Source organism: Pauljensenia sp. 20925_1_34 (assembly GCF_041432775.1).
Lineage (GTDB): Bacteria > Actinomycetota > Actinomycetes > Actinomycetales > Actinomycetaceae > Pauljensenia.
The window spans coordinates 105,577-122,603 of the sequence record NZ_JAPWAG010000006.1 but is presented as its reverse complement, the minus strand read 5'-3'; the positions used below and the strand labels follow the sequence as shown (position 1 = coordinate 122,603).

Here is a 17,027-nt window from a genome sequence, read left to right as displayed (position 1 = left end):
CCGCGCGCGCCAGAGCATGGCGGACACATGGAGGCCCATAGGTGCCGCCCGAGACCTCGTGTTCCCAGGCCACCGCCTCATCCAAACGCCGACGCGCCGATGCGCGCTTGCCCCGCTGGGGTGCACGGTTTTTCCACGCGTAATAGCCCGCGCGCGTGACACCCAAGACCTTGGCCATCAAGGTAATCGAGTAGGAAGCCCTTGTGCGCGTCCATCAGCTCAAAGCGCTGGTGTTGTGGTGCACGGAGGCGAAGAAGGCGCTGGCTTTTCCCAAGAACTCGTTCTCCTTCTCCAGCTCGCGCACCCTCCGGCGCAATGCCGTGATCTCAGCTTCCATCTCACGCGGATCAGGACGACCCTCACGCACGGCTTGACGCCGCTCGCGCTCGAGTTTGACCCACCGGCCCACCACCGATTCACCCAGCCCTAAATCCCGGGCCACAGACGCGATCGAAGACCCTGTATCCAACACCAAAGACGCAACATCACGACGATACTCCGGCGTAAAACGACGACGAGTTCCCATAACAGGCACCTCACTCTCCGCAGGCACACACACCCGCTTAACGAAGTGTCAACAACACAAGCCTAACCCCACTGGTAGTTCTCGCAGGGGGACACCTACTGTCCCGACGCGCGCTCAACACGCATCTTTGTCCCACCAACCGATGCTGGTGTCAAAGAGGTAAATGCGTGTTTTATGGCGGCGCGTAGGTGTAACATCGGTGCCATGAGGTGGATGACAAAATCAACGTGGATGCGCATCCTCGTGCTGGCGTGTGGGTACATGGCTGCATCGGGGATCTGGTTCGGCGTCAACCAGCTCGCCGATATAGACGATGGCGGCAAAGCCCTCGCGTTCACGATCCTTTTCATTGCGCTGCCGCTCATCGCGATCATCGTTGCCGCGTGGGATGGCGTGAAGGAGGGCTTCAGTCTCCTCTGGTTCGTCGCTCCCTTTGTGTGCTTCCTGGTGCCGATGTTCCTGTTTTTCAACGTCAGTGCGCTCTACCTCGGTGGCGTCTACGCAGTGTTCGGCATCATCGCGAATGCCTTGGGAGCGTTTGTTCGACGTTCCAGTGCGCGCTAACGTGCGATTGTTCGACTCACCCAGCCCAGGCCTCGTCGGGAGTTGTCGTGGATGGGGGTCCGAGCCGGGGGAGGGGCCCTGTGGACGGTTGATGTGTGGGTCTTGGTGACCTGTTGTCGCTGAGATGTGTGTGAACGCGCCCTTGGATACCCCCGGGGGTATTATTGGAGTCTGTCGAAGAAAACCCGTCCTTGAGCCAGAAAGTGAGTCGAACATGCGAGTAGTAGTCGTCGGAGGAGTCGCGGGTGGCATGAGCGCGGCGGCACGCCTGCGCAGGCGCGACGAGGGCGCCGAGATCATCGTGCTGGAGCGCAGCAAGTACGTGTCCTTCGCGAACTGCGGGCTCCCGTATTACGTCGGCGGCGAGATCGAAGACCCCGCCAAGCTCCTCCTCCACACCCCGCAAACCCTCAAGGCCGCACTCAACTTGGACGTGCGCATCAACTCCGAGGTCACGGCGATTGACCCGGGCGCCCGCAGCGTCCAGGTCGTCAACACAGAGACGGGCGAGGACTGCACGCTCACCTACGACCACCTGATCCTCTCCCCAGGAGCCCTCGCGAGCCGGCCCCCGATCGACGGCCTCGACTCCCCGCGCGTACACACCCTGCGTACGGTCGACGACGCCCTCGCCCTGCGCGAGGCCTCGGGAACGCGAGCCGTCGTCCTCGGCGCCGGCTTCATCGGCATCGAGGCCGCCGAGGCCCTCGCGCACAGAGGCTTCGAGACCCACCTCGTCGAGTTCGCCGAGCACGTCCTGCCGCCCCTCGAAGTCGAGATGGCCACGCTGGTCACCCGCGAGCTGCGCGGCCTCGGCGTGTGTGTTCATGCAGGAGTTGCCGTTCAGTCCATCATCCACGGCGACGACCACGACTCCGTGACGCTTTCCGACGGCATCGTCCTGACCGCCGACGTCATCGTGCTGTCGACCGGCGTACGCCCCGACACCGCCTTCGCCGAGGCCGCGGGCATCGAGACCAGCCGCGGCTACATCCTCGTCGACGAGCACGGGCGTACTAGCGCCGATGACGTCTACGCGATCGGCGACGGCACGGTCGGCCGAGACCACGACCGCCCCGTCGCCTTGGCCGGACCTGCGAACCGCGGGGGACGCCTCGTCGCTGACGCGATCGTCGACGCCGAGCATGGCGAGGCCGCCGCGCGCCCCATCCCGAGCCCCCAGGGCACCGCAATCGTTCGGGTCGGGAGCCTTACCGCCGCCATGACCGGCGCTAACCGCCAGGCCCTCGACGCCTCGGGCACGCAGTACTTCACGGTGCACACGCACGCCAACCAGCACGCGGGCTATTTCCCCGGCGCCAAGCCCGTGCACATCCTCATGCACGTCGGCACCGACGGACAGATTCTCGGCGCGCAGGCCGTGGGCGCCGACGGCGTGGACCGCCGCATCGACGTCATCGCGACCGCCATGCGGGCCGACCTGAGCGCGACGGACCTCATCGACCTGGACCTCGCCTACGCCCCGCCATACGGCCAAGCCAAGGACCCCGTCAACCAGACCGGCATGGTCGCCCACAACGTGGTGACCGGCGAGCTTGTCCTCACCGGCCCGGACGCCCTCACCGAGGACATGCCGGTCCTGGACGTGCGCACGCCTGGCGAGTACGCTGCCGGGCACATGCCCAACTCCCTCAACATTCCCCACACCCAGCTGCGCGACCGCCTCGACGAGGTCCGCTCCTGGGTCGATGAGAAGGTCGGCGACCAGCCCTTCGTCGTCATGTGCGCCGCGGGCGTGCGCTCGTGGATCGGCTACCGCATCGTGCGCCACGCGGGCTTCAATGTGACCATGCTGTCGGGCGGCATTCAGACGCTGCGGGCGTGGCTCGGAGACAAGGCCGAGGCCGTCCTCGTCACGGGGGAGGGGTGCGCATGACGACGCGCAAGCAGGTCGTGAACCGGCTCAAGCGTGCGCGCGGGCAGCTCGACAGCCTCATCGACCACATCGAAAGTGGAAATACAAATTGCCGTGACGTGCTCACCCAGTTCGCGGCCGTTAACTCTGCAGTCAAGCGCGCCAGCTACCTTGCCGTCGCGACGATCATGTCCCAGTGTGCGATTGAGGATGCGGGAGCCGAAAACGCTCCTGCGTCGGAGTTCGAAGCGGTAGAATCTCTCGTCACAACCGGGAGCATCACGCTCGAAGAACTCGAGCAACTGTTCCTCAGATTGGCCTAATGCGACGGCGTAGCCAGACTGCGGGCGCAACGTCACAACACCATGGCGCGGATCCGCCCAAGGATCCGCGGCGCAACAACGGAAGGAAACAACCATGTGTCGACCCACCACCTGCGAGGTATGCGGAAAGACCACCTGGAAGGGCTGCGGCAAGCACATCGACTCGGTGAAGGAACAGGTTCCCCCGGATCAGTGGTGCGACAAGAACCATACCGACGAGGAGTATGCCGCCGCCCGCAAGAAGAGCGGCTTCTTCGGTAGCTTCTGCAGGTAGCCCACACCCCACTGCCGGCGTTGCGAGCACCGCGACGCCGGGTCATTCACGCCCTTGTCGAGGCCCGCACAGCTGACGTGTCAAAGAGCTGTTTTCTTCATGTGAGGCGGCTATCATTGAGTCATGAGGTGGACGACACAATCAACGTGGATTCGTATCGCAGTGCTGTTTGGCATCTACCTGCTGGTGCTGGCGGCGTGGTTTAGTCTCTCGAGCGTCTCGGACTCGATGGAGATCGTGAAGAGCCTCGTGTTCCTGATCCTGCTCGTAATCCTGCCGATCTTGGCAATGGGGTTCGGCGCCTGGGACGGTGTGAAGGAGGGCTTTAGCCTCCTGTGGCTGCTCGCGCCTTTTGTGTGCTTTCTGGCGCCGATGTACCTGTTCCTCAACGACAGTGCCCTCATCTACGGGGTGGGCTACAGCTTGCTCGGTTTCGGGGCCCACGGCCTCGGTGTGCTGGTCTATCGCAAACGTACGAGAGAAGAATAATAGAGTCTGATATCAGGCAGGCTTTGCAGTGGAACAACGCGATGTGTTCATGAAGGATAGTTTTGTAAGACGAGTGCACAAGGTTGCACAGTCTGAATAAGTATGAAAGCATTTGTGGTCAGGGGAAAGTGAGAATTCTAGAGAGTATGAACGTCTTTGCTTTCCTTAATTATTGGGATGTCGTATTGAGTGAGAAGGGGTCTCGTCATGGTTCGTAGGCCGGTGTTTGTGCCTGACTTGGGCAAGCCGTATGTTTCGGAGTTGTCTCTGGATTTTGAGCAGTTTTCTGGATCTTCTATTCAGCAGAAGCAGCGTTCGATTGCGAGTTTGCATGCGTCGTATGTGGCTCAGTTTCCTTCGTCGCGCGTTCTGGAGGTGTCGTCCAAGAGTGAAAGAGACCTTGGCGTTCAGTTAAGCGCGTTCAATTTGATGATTGAGCATCCAGGACGTGGAAGTTACAGTGTTGAATGTGCTTTCCAGGCTTCAAAAGTGTTTTCGCATGGTGGCCCGTTTGTTGATCTTTTCGACGCCTCGAGTCGTGCGGCAAAAACAGATCGGCGATTGAGGGCAAGTGGAAAGCTCATTGGTTTCAAGTATTTTGCACATGAATTCCCGTTAGAGCCGAAGACTTATTTCTACGACTGGTTGTACGCCTCGGCTCTCTGTCGTGATGACAAGCTCGTTGAGCAGGTCATGATGTTCGATGCATTCACTGATATCGAGCATAATCCGGAGCGGGCGATCAACTGTCAGGCAAGGACTGTGGCCAAAGTGGTGGGTCTTGCCCGGGCGGGGCTTCTGGAGGATGCTATGCAGTCGCCTCGAGCGTTTCTGGAACTTGGGTATCATTAGGTTTTCGTTGATCTGTCACCTTGTTTGACAGTGGAGGAATAATATGATCTGGGATCGAGTTGCCCCGCTCTACGACCTCGCCGTCAACACGCTCAACAGGAGGGTGTACGACGGGACGGGCACTGCCGTTGCCCGGTTGATTCGCCCCGGTGACACCGTGCTCGAATGTGCGTGCGGAACGGGCACGATTAGCGCCGCCATCGCCCCCACGTGCGCGCGTGTGGTCGCGACCGACTATTCCGAGGGGATGCTCAAGCAGGCACGCAAGAAGCTCGCACGGTTCCCGCATGTGGTCGTCGAGCAGGCGGATATCACCGACTTGCACTACGCGGACGACTCGTTCGACGCCGTCGTGGCGGGCAACGTCATCCACTTGCTGCCTGAACCGGGCGACGCGCTCAAGGAGCTCAAGCGGGTCGTGCGCCCGGGCGGCACGATCATTGTTCCTACCTACGTGATTCCCAAGAAGCGCGCGCACACCATGTTCCTGAGGCTGATCTCCCGATTCGGCGTGCACTTCCAGGAGCACTTCGACCCGGCGTCCTACCGGGCGTTCTTTGAACGCATGGGTTACACGGGTGTCACCTATCGGGTTGTGCGCGGTCGGATCCCCTGCATGATCGCGATAATTCAGTGCCACTGAAGAGCCTCCGCTTTGCGCAGACGGGGATGCTCGCGCGCGGACGCGGCCTGGGCGAAGTCCGTCGCCATGCGTTGGTTTGCGGGTCGGAGTAACTGTTGTCTGAGTCATAGACGATCGTGTTGTGTCTGCCCCATCGACATGTCTTTTTAGTGCATAATATTCCCAAAGGTTTATCGGAGGCTGAGATGAGCGACACGAACATGATCGAGACTATGCAAAGCGCTGCCGAGCAGCTCTCCCCTGTGCTTTGGAATGCGCACTGGGAAGCTCTCCAAGATGCCGAGCGACGTATGCACGGGCTTGCCCACGAAAAGTATCCGATGCTGCGTCCACTCGTCGCACGCGCGTGCTTGCGTGAGGTCCTCACGGCTGGGGGTGAGCTTCCGAATGGGTGGCGGGTAGCCGGTTCGCCGCAACGCATGGGACAGCTGCTGGTGGAATCGGATGGAGTCTGCGCGCGCTTTTTGAAAGAGTCTTCAACTGTCTTTCCTGGCGGGGTTCCGGCTGCCGGTCGGAATGGGGCGCGTCAGGCCTTCTGGCAGCCGTCCCTTCTTGAGGTTGAAGACGAGGGTGCTCCCGCGTTGAATCTTCTGCTCCTCTGGGACTATGTGGACCCGGGCAGGGTTGAGGAGGGCTTCACATTGCGTCTCGTTCATCCGAAAGGGAAGGGTGCGTTCGGCAGTCAAACACCGATTGATGCAAGTATTCCGCTGAGTGATGACATTGGGGTCTTGAAGGCGCTGCGATTCGTCGATAATCAAGAAAATCCGTTGGAGGACTTCTTTGCTCAGATCGACGCGGAGGAGGCTATAGCTGATGGGTTCGGTGAATAGGTGTTATGGGAGGCGTCTGTCGGCCCTTCTGGATTTGGAAGGGATGACACAGGGAGAACTGGCTTCTCGTTTGGGTATGACGCAGGGAGCCGTCTCGAAAATTGTGCACGGTGTTTCTCCATTTTCCGAGGAGCTGGTGACGAGACTAGCTCTGGAGTTCGATGTTCCGCCTTCGTTTTTTGCTCGTGCTCCGCGTGTGTCGGATGCGGCTGCCGCAACGTTCCGAAAGAAGTCTTCAACGCGGGCGCGTGAGGAACGCCGAATCGGTGTACTCGTGCAGCTTGCGGGTGATCTGTGGCGCGTGACGTCTCTTGAGTCGGGGTATCGCACATTCGTTCCTCCTCAGATGAGCGGGTTGGATGCTGAGGATGCGGCTGCGGCGATCCGGGAAGTCGCTGGCTTGCGTGCGGACGCGCCGGTCGGTTCCATGACAAGGCTGGTGGAGCGTATGGGCGTTGCAGTCGTGGCTAACTTGGATCCTGAGCGTTCTTATGGGACGGACATGGCTGGGGTGTCTCACCCGTCCGCTAGTGAGGACAGGCCTCTGGTTGGCACTTTGGCTCCCAAACGTGGAGATGTGCAGCGTCTGACTATTGCGCACGAGTTGGCTCACCTGCTCTTTGATCACGATATGGCTAGGGCACCCCGTGCGAGGTCACCTCAGGAACTGAAGGCATTTGATTTTGCTGGTGCGCTTCTTTTGCCCGAAGCTCCTCTTCGTGAGCTTGTTCATGAGCGTTCTATGCTGACTGACTTATTGCGAATTAAGGCACGTTTTGGAGTGTCCTTAATGGCAATCATTAAGCGTGCCAGTAGGCTCCATCTAATCTCTGACATGCGGGCAAAGAGTCTGTATGGGCAGATTAATGCTCGCGGTTGGAGGTTCGATGAGCCTGTCGAGGTCCCCATAGAGACTCCCGCTCTGTTTTTGCAGGCTGCTGAGCGCGTTTGGCCGGGTTTGCCGGTGCGGAGGATCGCAGAGGAAACGGGTGTTCCTTCTTGCTTCATCATGCCCTGGATTGGCGTCAGTCACATGTCCGGCGCGAGGGAAGAAAGGCAGGAAGGGGCACAGGTGATCAATCTTGCGGCGCGCCGCGCAGTAATGGCGTCTACCGGGGGAATGTAACCCTGTGGGTGCAGGCCGCTAGCGCGTGGCCGTGTGTATGTCTTGGGCTCGTGACTGAGGTTTCCGTGAGTTTGCGGTTGCTGAGTTGCCCCTGGGATTAGGCTGTGGTTTCTCGGCCGCCCAGGGCGACGTTTCGCAGCATCGCCCCGTAGGCGCGCGAGTCACGGCTCATGCGCTCGCAATGGCCCCACCCCGGCCACACGACCAACTCCGCGTCGGGATAGAGGCGCGGAACCGTGCGCCGTGCCAGTCGCAGGTCCGAGTCTTTCTGCCCGTACGCGAACGTGCAGCGGCGCTGAACGTCGGGGGACAGGTGCGGCAGTGTGACCCGCGAGCAGTCGCGCACGATCGCCCGAATACTCTCCTCGCTCATCGCAGCAAGGCTCTCGGCCATGGGGCGGGCGACCTCTTCGCCGAAAAGCCGCGCGAGCTTGCGAACTCCTGCCTCGGGGTCGCGCACGGCCTTGCGGTGCTTTGCGACCATGATGTGGCTCAGGATTGCGCCGCCCGTCCTCGAGATCGGCCCTCCCGAGTAGAAGCTCACGCCTTCGATGAAGAGGCGGTCAAACGACAGATCTAGGAAGCGCAGTAGCTCGAAGAACACGACGCCGCCGAGCGACGCCCCGAATCCCAGAGCCAGACGGCGGATCCCGTGGTCCACCAGCCAGGAGTGGATCGCCGCCGCCTCGGCCGCCGCTGACACGTAGGGGGCCGAGGCCTCGTCCCCGTGAGCGGATAGGTCCGGCACGAGGAAACGCAGCCCGTCGCCCATGTGGTCGGCGACTGCGGTCTTCATGCGCGAGGCAGACGACAGCATTGGGTGAATAAGGAGAACGGTGGGGGAGTCGTCGGCGCTGGAGCCGTAGACGTGCATGTTCATGGCGTTGCCCTCGTGCGGTGTCCTTGTGGTGGGAACGGACCTACTCGTAGTTTCGAGGGTCTAGCGAACCCATGAAATGATCTCGGTTCATGGAGGTCGTCCAGAGCCGCGCTTCGGTTTTTATACTTCCAAACGTTCGCCTGTCGGAGGGGTCGTACCACTTTGCCGCTTCAATCTTTGCGGCCTGTAGTTTGTGTGCTTCATCAAGGGCAGGGGCGAGGTCGGTATCCCGCGAGGCGAGGGTAACGACGTCGTAGCTGCCTGATCGGGCGAGCCTAACGAGTGCGAGGGCGCACATAACGTCAATGCCCTTTTCTCTGCGAGATGATCGGATCGGAATCTTATTTCCCTCCATCCATTCCCAGTTGTACTTGAGTGGGCGCAGAGTTACCGAGACGGCATTGTGATGTCCGTACTCCCATTGTGATTGTTGCTCAAGGTTGCGGCGGTAACCGTCAGGGTCGTCGTCGGGGATTGGGATGCCGCGGAAGACTTCGACTCGTGAAACTTCAACCTCATGTTGGCCATCCTTGTTACGTGCCTTCGCAAGTTGCTTCGCGAACCGAAACGGGTCGATCAGGCTCTCCTCGATAGGGCGGCCGGGCAGAAAGAGTTGGGCGGCTGTGAGGTGAACGTTCTGATAGTCGATGACGACGGCCATACGCACAGTCATTGTGACGCCTCCGGATAGAGTAAACCCCGCCAATCCCTGGGGATGACGGGGAGCTATGGCAGGAAGCATAGCAGCTGTGCATGCCGTTATGCAAGACAATGTGCCGTGGATCTGTTGAAGGGTAGCGCGTGGATGCCCGCAAGGTAGCTCCCGAGAAACTCAAGACGATCATCCGGCACCCGATCAAACTCGCGGGCGACGCCTAACAGTCCGAATTGCAGCGGCCCGGTCCGCACCGAGCTGTCAGGTGGTCCCCGCCCGCGCGGGCGCGGACCTACTAGCCTTCGTGCGGGAATGCGGGTAATGTTGGTCTGTTCACAACCTAACCAAAGGAGAACATGATGCTTGTGGTGACGACCCCGACCGTTGAGGGTACGCCGATTAAGCGCTACATCGGCATGGTATCCGGCGAGACGTTCGCCGGTGTCAATGTCTTCAAGGACTTTGGCGCCAGCCTGTCCAATATGTTCGGCGGCCGCGCCTCCCAGTACGAGGAGGAGATCGGCAACGCCGCCGCAACGGCCGTCAACGAGATGTGCGCACGCGCGCAGGCGATGGGTGCCAACGCGGTCGTCGGCGTGAAGGTTGACTACTTCACGGCCGGCAGCGACAACGGTATGCTCGCCGCAATTGCGACGGGAACCGCCGTCATTCTCTGAGTGCATCGGGCCCTCGAGGCGCGACCATACACACACCCGCCGGGGGGCGTGGGCGCTGATGTCCGAGGCCTCCTGGCGGGTTTGTGTCTGCGCGTGCCCGCGCTCGGGTTGGCGAAGGCTTCACGTGTGGGACGAGCCAAAATAATACAAAACTATTGCAACTAAGGTGAGACTAAAATAGAGCAGTCTACCCTATTAATCATCGAGGGTAAAGCCCTTGACAGATGCCGAGAATAAAGGCGGAAGAGGTTAGTTTTTAGAGGCTCCCCGCTCTAGTCTTGACACTGGGTGTGTCACCGTGACGCGACGCGCCCCACGCCCAGTTGTCAACTAAGTGAGCCACGGATGTCCCATCGATCAATCACGGCGCTGGCGCTGGTAGTAACCGGCGCCCTCGCAGCGACCACAGTCAGTATTCCGGCAGCCTTCGCTGCCGATGATGAGAACCAGACGCAATCCGGCGCCGCCGCGCAGAGCCCGACGCAGGGGACCGAGGACACCCAGGCCTCGTCCTCCGACGCGCAATCGGCAGCCCCCACGCCCTCCGACAGCGCCGACGAGGCCGGGGAAGACAGCGCGAGCACCACCCCCGAGCCTGCCGACGACACCCCGACCACGTTTATCGTCCAGATGGAGGGAACGAACGCGGGAGTGCCCTGGACGCAGCGCGCCTTCGGCCATTCCTTCTCCACCAAGCACCAGACCGTCAAGGACCGCGTCGCGGCCTCGATCGAGGCTGAGTTCCCCGGCGCCTCCATCACGCACGTGCGTGACTACACCAACGCCTTCGACGGCTTCGCGATTGAGGCACCCGCCGCCGCGCTCGAGGCCATCAAGGGCACCGAGGGCGTCAAGACCGCCTTCATCGAACGCCACCACAAGCCGATGGTCGTCGACGGCGACACTGGCGTGGCCGGCGTGGACGCCGTGAACCCCGAGCTGAAGAACGGGTCCTCCCTTGAGATGACCCGCGCGAACCAGACCCCGCAAAAGGGCGACAACCAGGTCATCGAGGTCATCGACACGGGTATCGAGTCCACCCACCAGGCCTTCTCCGGGTCCATGGACGACGTATCTGTGCGCCTGTCGCAGCACGACGTCGAGGTCCTTGCCAGCCAGCTGAGCCACGGCAAGACCGGTGCCTACATCAACGCGAAGATCCCCTTCGTCTTCGACTACGCCGACAACGACGCCAACGTGCTGCCCACCTCCACCAAGGACCTGTCCCACGGCACGCACGTCGCCTCCATCGCGGCCGCCAACGCGCCCGACCTCCAGGGCACCGCGCCCAACGCCCAGATCATCGTGGCCAAGGTCGCCGCCGACAAGGACGGGGCAATCCCGGACAGCACCGTGCTGGCGGCCCTTGACGACGCGGTCGTCCTCAGGCCCGACTCGATTAATCTCTCGCTCGGTGACGATGCGGGCATGGGTAGCGAGGCGGGAACCGTCTACTCCGAGGTGTACAACAACCTCGCAGCAGCCGGCGTGACCGTCAACGCCGCCGCTGGCAACTCCTACTCGAGCGCCTTCTCGAACTACTCGGGTAAGGGCAAGCCCTATGCGACCGACCCCGACGCGGGCACGGTCTCCGAACCCGCGTCCTACGGCTCGACCCTGGCCATTGCCTCGGTCAACAACCAGGACGCCCTGCCCTACCTGACCTACGGTGACAAGAAGGTTGTCTACCGCAAGTCCCGCGGACTCAAGGACGCTTTCGTGCCCAGCCTGCTGGACATCACGGAGGGCACCTACACCGTTATCTACGGCGGAATCGGCGACGCGGCAGCCCTGGAGACGATGGTTGCGCAGCACCCCGGTGACCTGTCCAACGTCATCGTCCTGGAGGACCGCGGCGGATCGGACAGCGCGACCGGCGCGGACATGACGCACGAGGCCAAGGTCAGTGCGCTGACCAAGCTGAGCTCGACGCCCGCCGCCCTCATCATCGGCGACGCTGACGAGACGGACACCCCCTACGTGGCGACCATCGAGTCCACGCACACGCTGCCCACCGTGACCATCACGAGAAAGGAGAAGGACGCGCTGATCGAGGCCATCAACGCCGCCGACTCTCACTCCATCTCCATCTCCAACCCGCACGCGGGCCTTGAGCTGGCCTCGAACAACCCCACAATCTCCGACTTCACGTCGTGGGGCGTCACCCCGAACCTGACCCTCAAGCCCGAGGTCGCGGCCCCCGGCGGCAACATTGTGGCAGCGGTCCTGGGCAATGAATACCGATCGATGTCCGGTACGTCCATGGCGACCCCGCAGGTTGCGGGCATCACGACGCTCGTGCGCCAGCGCCTCAACGAAGACCCGGAGTTCGCCTCCCTGTCGGCCTACGAGAAGACGACGATCGTCACCAACTTCCTGATGGGCACCGCCCACCCGCTGCTGGACGTCGATCAGAACAACGGCACCTACTACTCCCCGCGTCGCGTCGGCGCAGGTCAGGTGGACGCGGTCGCGGCCACGACCTCGTACGTGTACCCGACCGTGGTGGGAGCTGCCAACCCTTCGCGCCCCAAGGCTGACCTGGGAGACGGTACGTCGGGCTGGAGCTTCCAGGTGGAGCTCACGAACATGTCGACCGAGGCCCACACCTACACGCTCGGCGGCCAGGCGCTCTCCGAGATCGTCGAGGGTGAGCTCTTCACCGAGCACTCCACCAACTGGGCGGGGCAGGGCATCGACCTGACCTTCTCCTCCGAGTCCGTGACCGTGCCCGCCAAGTCGAGCGCCACCGTGACCGTCACCGTGACCCCGCGCTCGGCCTTCGCCTCGTACGCGAACGCAAACGCGCTCAAGGGCACCTTCATCGACGGCGCCGTGACCTTCACGAGCACCGACGGAGCTCCCGACCTGACGGTTCCCTACATGGGCTTCTATGGTTCCTGGGGCGCGCCCGCAGTCTTCGACGGCAAGTGGTACGACGGCAAGACCAGCACCGCGCACGCCTGCTCCTCGACCCTGATGAACCCGGCGACGGACGTGCCCCTGGGCGCCCTGAACCCGCTGGTCGGCCAGGACCCGATGTCCGTGCGCGCGGTCGATCCCGCCTACTTCATCATGTCGCGCTCCGCGGCCCAGGAAGCACCCAACAAGATGCTTCCGCGCACGTGCATGCTGCGTAACACGCCGGAGCTGACCTACACGTACACGAACGAGGCCGGGGACACCGTGCGCTCCTATACCTTCCAGCGCGCGAAGAAATCCCTGTTCAGCTTCGCCGCGGGCGCCGTGCAGCCCGTGGAGAGCCAGGAGGGCAACAACCCGGTCTTCGACGGCTTCGACAAGGATGGCAACGAGTTGCCCGACGGTCGTTACAAGCTGACAATCGAGGCCTCCTCGTTCGCGCCCTCCTCCACCAAGCAGGAGCTGACGTGGGAGTTCGCACTGGACACCCAGGCGCCCACCATTTCGAACGTCGCCGTGACAGGTGAGGGCAACGCGCGCGTCGTCTCCTTCGACGTCACCGATAACTCGCCGCTGGCGGGCATCGCGTTCTCCGAGTCTCCCACGTCTCGCCACTACTACGACGAGAAGGAGGCCGTGGGCGCGAACCGAGCGGCTGACGGCACTTACTCCAAGCACTACGAGATCAAGTGGGCGGACCTGGTTGACCGCGCGGATTCGTCCGACCCGGCGACCTCCTACCTGTACGCGTGGGACTGGGGCAAGAACCAGGCACGCCAGCAGATCCGCTTCCAGACCATCCCGATGACCTCGCTGACGCTGACCCCGGCCGAGTCCACGGTCGTCGCCGGTGAGAAGGTCGCGCTGACCGCCTCCTACGAGCCGACGACCGCCAATGTGACCGACCTGGTGTGGTCCTCCTCGGACGAGGCCGTGGCGACCGTGAGCGAGACCGGCGAGGTGAGCGCTGTGGCCGCGGGCGACGCGACGATCACCGTGACCGACGCTTCCCAGCCGACTCTGTCGGCCTCCGTGACGGTCCACGTGCGTGAAATCTCCGAGGACGCGGGCATCGAACTCGCGCAGACCTCCGTCGCCGTGAAGGTGGGGGAGGAGTCCTCCCTCAAGGCATACCTGGCTCCCTCGCTGGCTGGCCGTGAGGTCACCTGGAGCGTCGAACCCGCCGATCTGGCGACCGTCGTGGCCGGAACTGAGTCGACGACGGCGACCCTGACGGGCGGCGATCACGCGGGTGTCGGCACGCTGAGCGCGACCGTCACGAACGTGGCCGGCACGGCTAAGACCGCGCAGATCCCCGTGACTGTGCGTTCCGCCGACGCCGACGACTTCGTGATCGACGACAGTGGCGTGCTGACCGCCTACAAGGGCAGCGCGACCGACGTCGTCATCCCCGAGGGCGTCACCGACATCGGCGAGCGCGCATTCGCCAGCTCGACCGTGGAGAACGTGACGATCCCCGCCGGTGTGCGCACCATCGGCAACGAGGCGTTCATCTACTCCTCGCTCAAGAAGATCACCTTCCAGGACGACAAGGCTGCCCCCTCGCAGCTGACGTCGATCGGTGATCGTGCCTTCGCGCACACGTCCCTGGAGGCGCTGGCCCTGCCGCGTTCCGTCGCGACGATTGGCGCCGAGTTCATCGACTACGTCAGGACTCTGACGACGCTGTCCTTCGGCCCGAAGGTCTCCGGCGAATCGGTGACCTCTGGATACGCGGAGACCCGCGCGCTGACCAGCGTCGAGGTCGATGCGGACAACCCGTTCTACGACAGCGTGGATGGCGTCCTGTACTCCAAGGACCACTCGCGCCTGATCCTGTACCCGACGGCGAAGAACTCCGGCGGAACGTACACGGTGATGGATGGGACCACTGAGATCGCGAACCGGGCGTTCACGGAGTCCGGGCTGGTGACCGTGACCCTGCCCGCGTCTCTGCGCTCGATCGGCGACGAGGCCTTCCGCCTCTCCTCGCTGACCTCGCTCACCCTGCCCGAGGGTTTCGAGACGATCGGAACCTGCGCGTTCTGCAACGTGAGCAAGCTGGAAACCGTTGACCTGGGCGGCACCGTCACGATCAAGGGCAGCGCCTTTGAGTCCAGCGGCTCCAAGCTGAGCGTCAACTACCGCCCCGAGCTGGGCAGGCTGGTCTCCATCGGTGACTTCGCTTTCAGCCGCGCCGGCCAGTCCTCCGTGACGCTGCCGGATTCGGTGACCACTGTTGGTGAGCAGGCCTTCTCGGAGACGGGCACCCTGACCTCGTTCCACATCGGTGCGGGTGTGACTTCCTTCGGCGAGACCGCGCTGTACAACTCCAACAAGATCGCGTCGCTGACCGTTGCCGAGACCAACACGGTGTACTCGGCCGACAGCAACGTCCTGTACCGCAAGGCGGACGACGGCTTGCACCTGATTCTGTCACCGGCCGCGAACTCGCTCACCGATTACACGGTGCGCGCGGGCACGGTCGAGATCGGTGCCGCGGCGTTCCGCGCCAACAAGACACTCACGCGCGTCGTCCTGCCCGCTGGCCTGAGGGTCATCGGCGACGAGGCCTTCGCCGAGTGCAAGGCCCTGACCGAGCTGGTCATCCCGGACTCTGTTGAGCGCTCGACCGGCGTCGTCAACAACTCCCTGGAGGTTGTCGAGTACGGCACGAAGGTGCGCTCGATCCGCATGGAGGGCAGCTGGGTTCCGATGCCTCGCCGCATCATCGTGCGCGGCGGCGTGGACGGCTCCTTCGTCTACGACGGTCGCCCGACGAACGGTCGTCGCCAGAGCGCCTTCTTCGGCGAGGGCATGACCTCCGTGTCCTTCGGCGTTGACGTGCCGAGCGTCCTCGTGCTGCCGTCCACGCTGACCCGCCTCGACCTCGAGCCCGAGCTGAGCGACGAGAAGAAGGCGGACACGCAGGTCTACGTCGTCGCCCCCGAGGGTTCTGCGGCGTGGAACGTCGCCAAGGCTGCGCTTGAGTCAGCGGGTATCGACGTCGCGCAGCTGCACAGCATCACGCTCCCGGTGGTGGCCTTGTCCGGTACCGGCATTGCCGAGGCCGGGGCTGGGTATACGCTGACGGGTCCGGCTGGCACGCCCGTGGACGTGACCGCGTCCGTGACGGGTGGCATCGCTGGTACGTCGCAGGTTCGCGCCGTGCAGGTCGGTGCGGATGGCACCGAGACGCTGGTTCGTGACTGGACCGCGATGACGGATAACGGGGACCGCGCGCCCGTGGCCTCCGCGACCTTCCCGTGGACCCCGACCGGCACCGACGTTGCTCTGCGCGTCGAGGTGCGCGACGCCTCGTACGTGACGAATAGGGTGCGTCTGGCGATGCCGGGTGCCCCCGAACCGACGCCGGACCCGGCGCCCAACCCGGACCCGGCACCCAGCCCGGACCCCGCGCCGAACCCGGACCCCGCGCCGAACCCGGACCCGGCGCCCAACCCGGACCCGGCACCCAACCCGGACCCGGCACCCAACCCGGACCCCGCGCCGAACCCGGACCCCGCACCCAACCCGGACCCGGCACCGGCGGAGGGCGCGTGGATGAGTGACGCGCGCGGTTGGTGGTATCGCCTGGCCGATGGGTCCTTCCCGAAGGACACCGCGCTCGTGATTGGCGGATCCGTCTATCGTTTCGACGAGTCCGGTTACATGCGCACCGGCTGGGTCAAGGACCAGGGATCGTGGTTCTACCACCAGGCATCGGGCGCCCAGGCGGTCGGCTGGGTGAAACAAGGCGCGTCGTGGTTCTACCTGGATGAGGCAACCGGCGCGATGGCTACCGGCTGGCTGCACCTCGGCTCTTCCTGGTTCTACATGAGCCCCGAAGGTGTCATGACGACAGGTTGGGTCAGGGTCGGCGGATCGTGGTTCTTCCTCAACACCGACAGTGGCGCGATGGCCACGGGGTGGATGATGATCCGCGGCACTTGGTACTACCTGAGCCCGGCCGACGGTGCGATGGTCACCGGCTGGCTGCAGATCGGCGACTCCTGGTACTACCTGCAGCCTTCGGGCGCGATGGCTACCGGCTGGGTCTGGATCGGATGGAAGTGGTACTACTTCTCTGATTCGGGCCAGTGGAGTTGAGCGCCTGATTCCATGTCGCTAGGTGCTTCCGGCACCTGGGCTCGCGCCCCGGACAAGAAGTCCGGGGCGCGAGCCCATAAAGTCACAGGGTTTTCTCAGGTTGCCTCGGGGCTCCCACAAGGTTGGCCTCCTAGAGTAGACGTCATTACAAGGGAATACGGCACGGGCCAATCGGGTCCGGGAGATGCCGACGAGAATCGTTGTGAGGAGTCATCTGGGAGAACGTGCACTGTGTTGATGGGATACGCCGGGGGCCGACCGCAGGGTCGGCCCCCGG

At 63.1% G+C, this 17,027-nt stretch carries 14 protein-coding genes; 11 read left to right on the top strand and 3 right to left on the bottom strand.

Annotated features, from left to right (window positions below; genetic code table 11):
• Window positions 1–214: 214 nt before the first annotated feature.
• A complete protein-coding gene (locus O3669_RS04165) occupies window positions 215–526 on the bottom strand; it encodes a transposase (protein WP_371523768.1) in 312 nt (103 codons plus the stop codon).
• A gap of 231 nt (window positions 527–757) precedes the next feature.
• On the opposite strand from O3669_RS04165, the gene O3669_RS04160 reads away from it, so the two are divergent.
• The 9 genes from O3669_RS04160 (at window position 758) to O3669_RS04120 (ending at window position 7,506) form a co-directional block, all read left to right on the top strand.
• Window positions 758–1,090: an iron ABC transporter gene (locus tag O3669_RS04160; protein WP_371523766.1), complete on the top strand. Its 333-nt coding sequence runs from the start codon at window positions 758–760 to the stop codon at window positions 1,088–1,090.
• 214 nt (window positions 1,091–1,304) lie between these two features.
• Window positions 1,305–2,987: an FAD-dependent oxidoreductase gene (locus O3669_RS04155; protein WP_371523765.1), complete on the top strand. Its 1,683-nt coding sequence runs from the start codon at window positions 1,305–1,307 to the stop codon at window positions 2,985–2,987.
• Window positions 2,984–3,289 carry a metal-sensitive transcriptional regulator gene (locus tag O3669_RS04150; protein WP_371523764.1) on the top strand — a complete coding sequence of 102 codons (306 nt, stop codon included), beginning with the start codon at window positions 2,984–2,986 and terminating at the stop codon, window positions 3,287–3,289. Before O3669_RS04155 ends, O3669_RS04150 begins: the two co-directional genes overlap by 4 nt.
• A gap of 94 nt (window positions 3,290–3,383) precedes the next feature.
• Entirely contained in the window at window positions 3,384–3,563 is a 180-nt protein-coding gene (locus O3669_RS04145) for a hypothetical protein (RefSeq protein ID WP_371523762.1), read from the top strand.
• A 123-nt stretch (window positions 3,564–3,686) separates the two neighbouring features.
• Window positions 3,687–4,052, top strand: coding sequence for an iron ABC transporter (locus tag O3669_RS04140; RefSeq protein WP_371523760.1), 366 nt, complete (start codon window positions 3,687–3,689; stop codon window positions 4,050–4,052).
• 207 nt (window positions 4,053–4,259) lie between these two features.
• The gene (locus O3669_RS04135; protein ID WP_371523758.1) at window positions 4,260–4,904 is read left to right on the top strand and encodes a hypothetical protein; all 645 of its coding nucleotides are present in this window, start codon (window positions 4,260–4,262) and stop codon (window positions 4,902–4,904) included.
• A gap of 43 nt (window positions 4,905–4,947) precedes the next feature.
• On the top strand, window positions 4,948–5,547 hold the full coding sequence (locus O3669_RS04130) for a class I SAM-dependent methyltransferase (protein WP_371523757.1): 600 nt from the start codon (window positions 4,948–4,950) through the stop codon (window positions 5,545–5,547).
• A gap of 185 nt (window positions 5,548–5,732) precedes the next feature.
• Complete coding sequence (locus O3669_RS04125; protein WP_371523756.1) at window positions 5,733–6,380, top strand: hypothetical protein; 648 nt, start codon at window positions 5,733–5,735, stop codon at window positions 6,378–6,380.
• Window positions 6,364–7,506 carry an XRE family transcriptional regulator gene (locus O3669_RS04120; RefSeq protein WP_295918595.1) on the top strand — a complete coding sequence of 381 codons (1,143 nt, stop codon included), beginning with the start codon at window positions 6,364–6,366 and terminating at the stop codon, window positions 7,504–7,506. Before O3669_RS04125 ends, O3669_RS04120 begins: the two co-directional genes overlap by 17 nt.
• Before the next feature lie 97 nt (window positions 7,507–7,603).
• On the opposite strand, the gene O3669_RS04115 is transcribed toward O3669_RS04120, so the two are convergent.
• Window positions 7,604–8,386 carry an alpha/beta fold hydrolase gene (locus O3669_RS04115; protein WP_371523755.1) on the bottom strand — a complete coding sequence of 261 codons (783 nt, stop codon included), beginning with the start codon at window positions 8,384–8,386 and terminating at the stop codon, window positions 7,604–7,606.
• A 40-nt stretch (window positions 8,387–8,426) separates the two neighbouring features.
• The gene (locus tag O3669_RS04110) at window positions 8,427–9,047 is read right to left on the bottom strand and encodes an NYN domain-containing protein (RefSeq protein ID WP_314964464.1); all 621 of its coding nucleotides are present in this window, start codon (window positions 9,045–9,047) and stop codon (window positions 8,427–8,429) included.
• A gap of 353 nt (window positions 9,048–9,400) precedes the next feature.
• Between O3669_RS04110 and O3669_RS04105 the strand changes: the two genes are divergently transcribed.
• Together O3669_RS04105 and O3669_RS04100 are read left to right on the top strand one after the other, a co-directional pair.
• A complete protein-coding gene (locus O3669_RS04105; protein WP_295918666.1) occupies window positions 9,401–9,718 on the top strand; it encodes a heavy metal-binding domain-containing protein in 318 nt (105 codons plus the stop codon).
• Between the two features lie 345 nt (window positions 9,719–10,063).
• Window positions 10,064–16,750, top strand: coding sequence for a leucine-rich repeat protein (locus O3669_RS04100; RefSeq protein WP_371523754.1), 6,687 nt, complete (start codon window positions 10,064–10,066; stop codon window positions 16,748–16,750).
• The last annotated feature ends 277 nt before the right edge of the window (window positions 16,751–17,027 follow it).

What these genes read in the sequence shown, in the direction of transcription:
- O3669_RS04135 (WP_371523758.1), top strand. Translation starts at nt 4,260, where the DNA reads ATGGTTCGTAGGCCGGTGTTTGTGCCTGACTTGGGCAAGCCGTATGTT.
- O3669_RS04125 (WP_371523756.1), top strand. Translation starts at nt 5,733, where the DNA reads ATGAGCGACACGAACATGATCGAGACTATGCAAAGCGCTGCCGAGCAG.
- O3669_RS04115 (WP_371523755.1), bottom strand. Translation starts at nt 8,386, where the DNA reads ATGAACATGCACGTCTACGGCTCCAGCGCCGACGACTCCCCCACCGTT.
- O3669_RS04155 (WP_371523765.1), top strand. Translation starts at nt 1,305, where the DNA reads ATGCGAGTAGTAGTCGTCGGAGGAGTCGCGGGTGGCATGAGCGCGGCG.
- O3669_RS04105 (WP_295918666.1), top strand. Translation starts at nt 9,401, where the DNA reads ATGCTTGTGGTGACGACCCCGACCGTTGAGGGTACGCCGATTAAGCGC.
- O3669_RS04160 (WP_371523766.1), top strand. Translation starts at nt 758, where the DNA reads ATGCGCATCCTCGTGCTGGCGTGTGGGTACATGGCTGCATCGGGGATC.
- O3669_RS04120 (WP_295918595.1), top strand. Translation starts at nt 6,364, where the DNA reads ATGGGTTCGGTGAATAGGTGTTATGGGAGGCGTCTGTCGGCCCTTCTG.
- O3669_RS04165 (WP_371523768.1), bottom strand. Translation starts at nt 526, where the DNA reads ATGGGAACTCGTCGTCGTTTTACGCCGGAGTATCGTCGTGATGTTGCG.
- O3669_RS04150 (WP_371523764.1), top strand. Translation starts at nt 2,984, where the DNA reads ATGACGACGCGCAAGCAGGTCGTGAACCGGCTCAAGCGTGCGCGCGGG.
- O3669_RS04145 (WP_371523762.1), top strand. Translation starts at nt 3,384, where the DNA reads ATGTGTCGACCCACCACCTGCGAGGTATGCGGAAAGACCACCTGGAAG.
- O3669_RS04130 (WP_371523757.1), top strand. Translation starts at nt 4,948, where the DNA reads ATGATCTGGGATCGAGTTGCCCCGCTCTACGACCTCGCCGTCAACACG.
- O3669_RS04110 (WP_314964464.1), bottom strand. Translation starts at nt 9,047, where the DNA reads ATGGCCGTCGTCATCGACTATCAGAACGTTCACCTCACAGCCGCCCAA.
- O3669_RS04100 (WP_371523754.1), top strand. Translation starts at nt 10,064, where the DNA reads ATGTCCCATCGATCAATCACGGCGCTGGCGCTGGTAGTAACCGGCGCC.
- O3669_RS04140 (WP_371523760.1), top strand. Translation starts at nt 3,687, where the DNA reads ATGAGGTGGACGACACAATCAACGTGGATTCGTATCGCAGTGCTGTTT.